This window comes from Pseudomonas sp. SDO55104_S430 (genome assembly GCF_054070595.1).
Genome location: NZ_JBSVXG010000397.1, coordinates 1 through 2,917, shown reverse-complemented (window position 1 = coordinate 2,917; position 2,917 = coordinate 1). Strand labels below are relative to the sequence as shown.

General features: G+C 60.6%; 4 protein-coding genes. 1 reads left to right on the top strand and 3 read right to left on the bottom strand.

Annotation, left to right across the window (positions count from 1 at the left end; translation table 11 throughout):
* Positions 1-58: 58 nt before the first annotated feature.
* The 3 genes from ACW9JE_RS30025 to ACW9JE_RS30015 all read right to left on the bottom strand — a co-directional run bounded on the left by ACW9JE_RS30025 (position 59) and on the right by ACW9JE_RS30015 (position 1,680).
* A complete protein-coding gene (locus ACW9JE_RS30025; RefSeq protein ID WP_457434824.1) occupies positions 59-367 on the bottom strand; it encodes a DUF3077 domain-containing protein in 309 nt (102 codons plus the stop codon).
* 363 nt (positions 368-730) lie between these two features.
* The gene (locus ACW9JE_RS30020; protein ID WP_457434823.1) at positions 731-1,183 is read right to left on the bottom strand and encodes a DMT family transporter; all 453 of its coding nucleotides are present in this window, start codon (positions 1,181-1,183) and stop codon (positions 731-733) included.
* A gap of 2 nt (positions 1,184-1,185) precedes the next feature.
* Positions 1,186-1,680: a DMT family transporter gene (locus ACW9JE_RS30015; protein ID WP_457434822.1), complete on the bottom strand. Its 495-nt coding sequence runs from the start codon at positions 1,678-1,680 to the stop codon at positions 1,186-1,188.
* 230 nt (positions 1,681-1,910) lie between these two features.
* Here ACW9JE_RS30015 and ACW9JE_RS30010 point away from each other — a divergent pair, with 230 nt between their 5' ends.
* Positions 1,911-2,846 (top strand): LysR family transcriptional regulator, encoded by a 936-nt coding sequence (locus tag ACW9JE_RS30010; protein WP_224540473.1) that lies wholly within the window; start codon positions 1,911-1,913, stop codon positions 2,844-2,846.
* The last annotated feature ends 71 nt before the right edge of the window (positions 2,847-2,917 follow it).

Here is a 2,917-nt window from a genome sequence, read left to right as displayed (position 1 = left end):
TACAGGAGGACGCGGTCATCTGTAGGAGCGAGGCTTGCCCGCGAAGAGGCCCTGAAGGCTACCCCTCCGCCTTCCCCGCCGCCCCAACAGGCCGCCGCTCCAACACCTTCACCACATCATCGATCAACGCCTTACCCATCACCGTCAGGTAATGCGCAGCCCACGCATGTCGGTCAGATTTGCGGTCGTAGGCGGCATCCACGGTAAGTGATTTGACGAGAAACAGCAGATTCGAGGCTTGCGTCAGGGCCTCAGCGACGGGGATGTCACGACAGACGTGGAACATCGGTTGGTCAGACACATAGAGGAAGGGGGTGAAGCCGACGGTTTTCAGTTCTGAAGCGGAGGACGTATCTGTCTTGCTCATATCAATCTCCTAAGCATTGGGGATCTGCACCATCCGTTTCCAATCGAATGGGTGGCAGCTGTGCGCAGGTTGGAAAACCGGGAGCTTAGGAAACCGGCACGTCCGAAGACGTCCCACGCACAGCCACCATGACAAGACGACGATCATGTTGGGCACGTTGTTACGATTCGCTCGACGGGTTTCCAAGCCCGCTCGCCGATTGCTCAGCGAGCGCCGAGACTAGCCCGTCGAAGAAAAGCGCAACAAGGCGGCAAAGTGCCCAAACGCAAGATTCGGAGTTTGCCTACAACGTCCTTCGGCGTCATCCGATATGACGAGTTCTTGTGTGAACAATTCCTACAGCCGCATCGGAAAAAGACTGGGTCAGACCGGACGATTACTGCTGCGATACATGAACACCAGCGCCACAGCCAACAACATCATTGCCACCACCCGGCTGCCCGACAACTCGATCGCCGGATTGCCCAGCCAACCGAAATTGTCGATCAACATGCCCATGCCCAACTGGCCGACGATCACCGCTACCGTCGCCACCGCCGTGCCCACTCGCGGCACGGCGCCGACCATCACCATCATGTAAACCACCCCGAACAGCGCACCGCTGAGCTGCCACTTGGGCACGTCCAGCAGGCTCATCGCATGGGCCGGTTCGAAGAACAGAATCAACAAACCGGTGCTCACCGCCCCCACCACGAACGTCAGCAAGCTGCTGCGCAATACGCCGACCGTTTCCCCCAGGCGCCCGTTGATGGCCGCCTGCACACTCAATACCGCGCCGGCCGCCACGACCACTGCCAGCAAAATAATCAGATTCATCGTTACCCCCGAGCGATCAGAACAAGTGCCGCGACAATCAGCAGCAAGGCCAGCCAGCGTTCAGCGTTGACCTTTTTGCGGGTCGCGCCGAACCAGCCGAAATGGTCGATCAGCACACTTTTGCCGACCTGCCCCGAGAGGATCGCGATCATGGTCATGGCAATGCCGATGTGCGGTGTGGCCAGAGTCAGCACCACCACATAGATCGGGCCGAGGAACCCGCCGATCAGTTGCCAGCGAGGCAGCTCGCTCAAGGCCGGCCCTCGTTGCGGGCCGCTGAACAGCAACAGCAGAAACAGAATCGCCGAGCCCACACCAAAGATGCTCAAGGTCGCCCACAAATGCCCGACCTGCACACCCAACGGCCCGAGCAGCCCTGCCTCCACGGACAGGCCCATGCCTGCCAGGATCACCAGTGGCAACAGCAACAGGCGCAAACCCGGCTTCGTTGCCGGCGTCGAAACGACACCGGCCCCATCGATTGAAGAACTTTGCATACCCAAATCACCACCCTTAACCAGAAAACACACGAACCCTGTAGGAGCGAGCATGCTCGCGATGGTCGTCAACGATGACGCTGGAGTCCTGATACCCAGCGGTGTCATGGAGTCCATCGCGAGCGTGCTCGCTCCTACAGGGGGCGGTGCAATTATCCGGTGACGGTGCTTTGCAATAAATGGGAGTACTCTGACAACACTTTTGCGCAATCCGCACAACAGGACCACTCATGCACGGCCTCAACGATCTGGGATTCAAGGCACTGCGCCTGTTCGTATCGGTGCTCGACCACGGCAGCTTCTCCGAAGTTGCCCGCCGCGAAGGGCTGGCGCCTTCTTCGATTTCGCGGCAGATCCAGTTGATGGAACAGGCCCTGAACCAGCAACTGCTCTACCGCCACACCCGCGCGGTCACGCCCACCGAAGCCGGGCGCATGCTCGGGCATCACGCCAGATTGGTGCTGGTGCAACTGGAAGAAGCCGAACAGGCATTGCAGGAACAACAAAGCGAACCCAGCGGTCTGGTGCGGATCAATGCGCCGGTGGTGTTCGGCCAACGGCACCTGACACCCTGGCTGGGCGCGTTGTGCGCGCGTTACCCGAAACTGCAACTGGATATCCAGCAGACCGACAGTTACATCGACCCGCTGCAGGAAGGCGCCGACCTGCTGTTTCGCATCGGCCCGTTGCACGACTCCAGCATGCAGGCGCGGATCCTCGCGCCGCACCGTTTTCAAGTGGCGGCGAGCCCTGCCTACCTTGAGCGGCGCGGCACGCCGCATCATCCCGACGATCTCGCAGCCCATAATTGCCTGGCCTACAAGGGCGTGGCCGGTTTGCAACGCTGGTTCTTCCGCCAGGGTCAGCAGCCGTGGACGCCCTATTCGGTCAAGGGCCCGATCACCGGCAACCACGCCGACACCCTGACCCAGGCCGCAGAACAGGGCCTGGGGCTGGTGATGTTTCCGTCATGGCTGATCGGCGAATCGGTGCGCCACGGCACGCTGGTGCCGGTGCTGGGGGATTATCAGGTATCCAACAGCTTCGAACCGCAGCAGATCAGCGTGCTCTGGCCGGGCAGCCGACGGCTGTCGGTGAAGGTGCGCACGGTGATTGATTTCTTTGTCGAGTGCTTTGGGGAAGTGCCGTACTGGGACAGGCCCTGACACACACCATACCCTGTGGGAGCGGGCTTGCTCGCGAAGGCGGTGTGTCAGTCAATGAATACTCAAGCTGA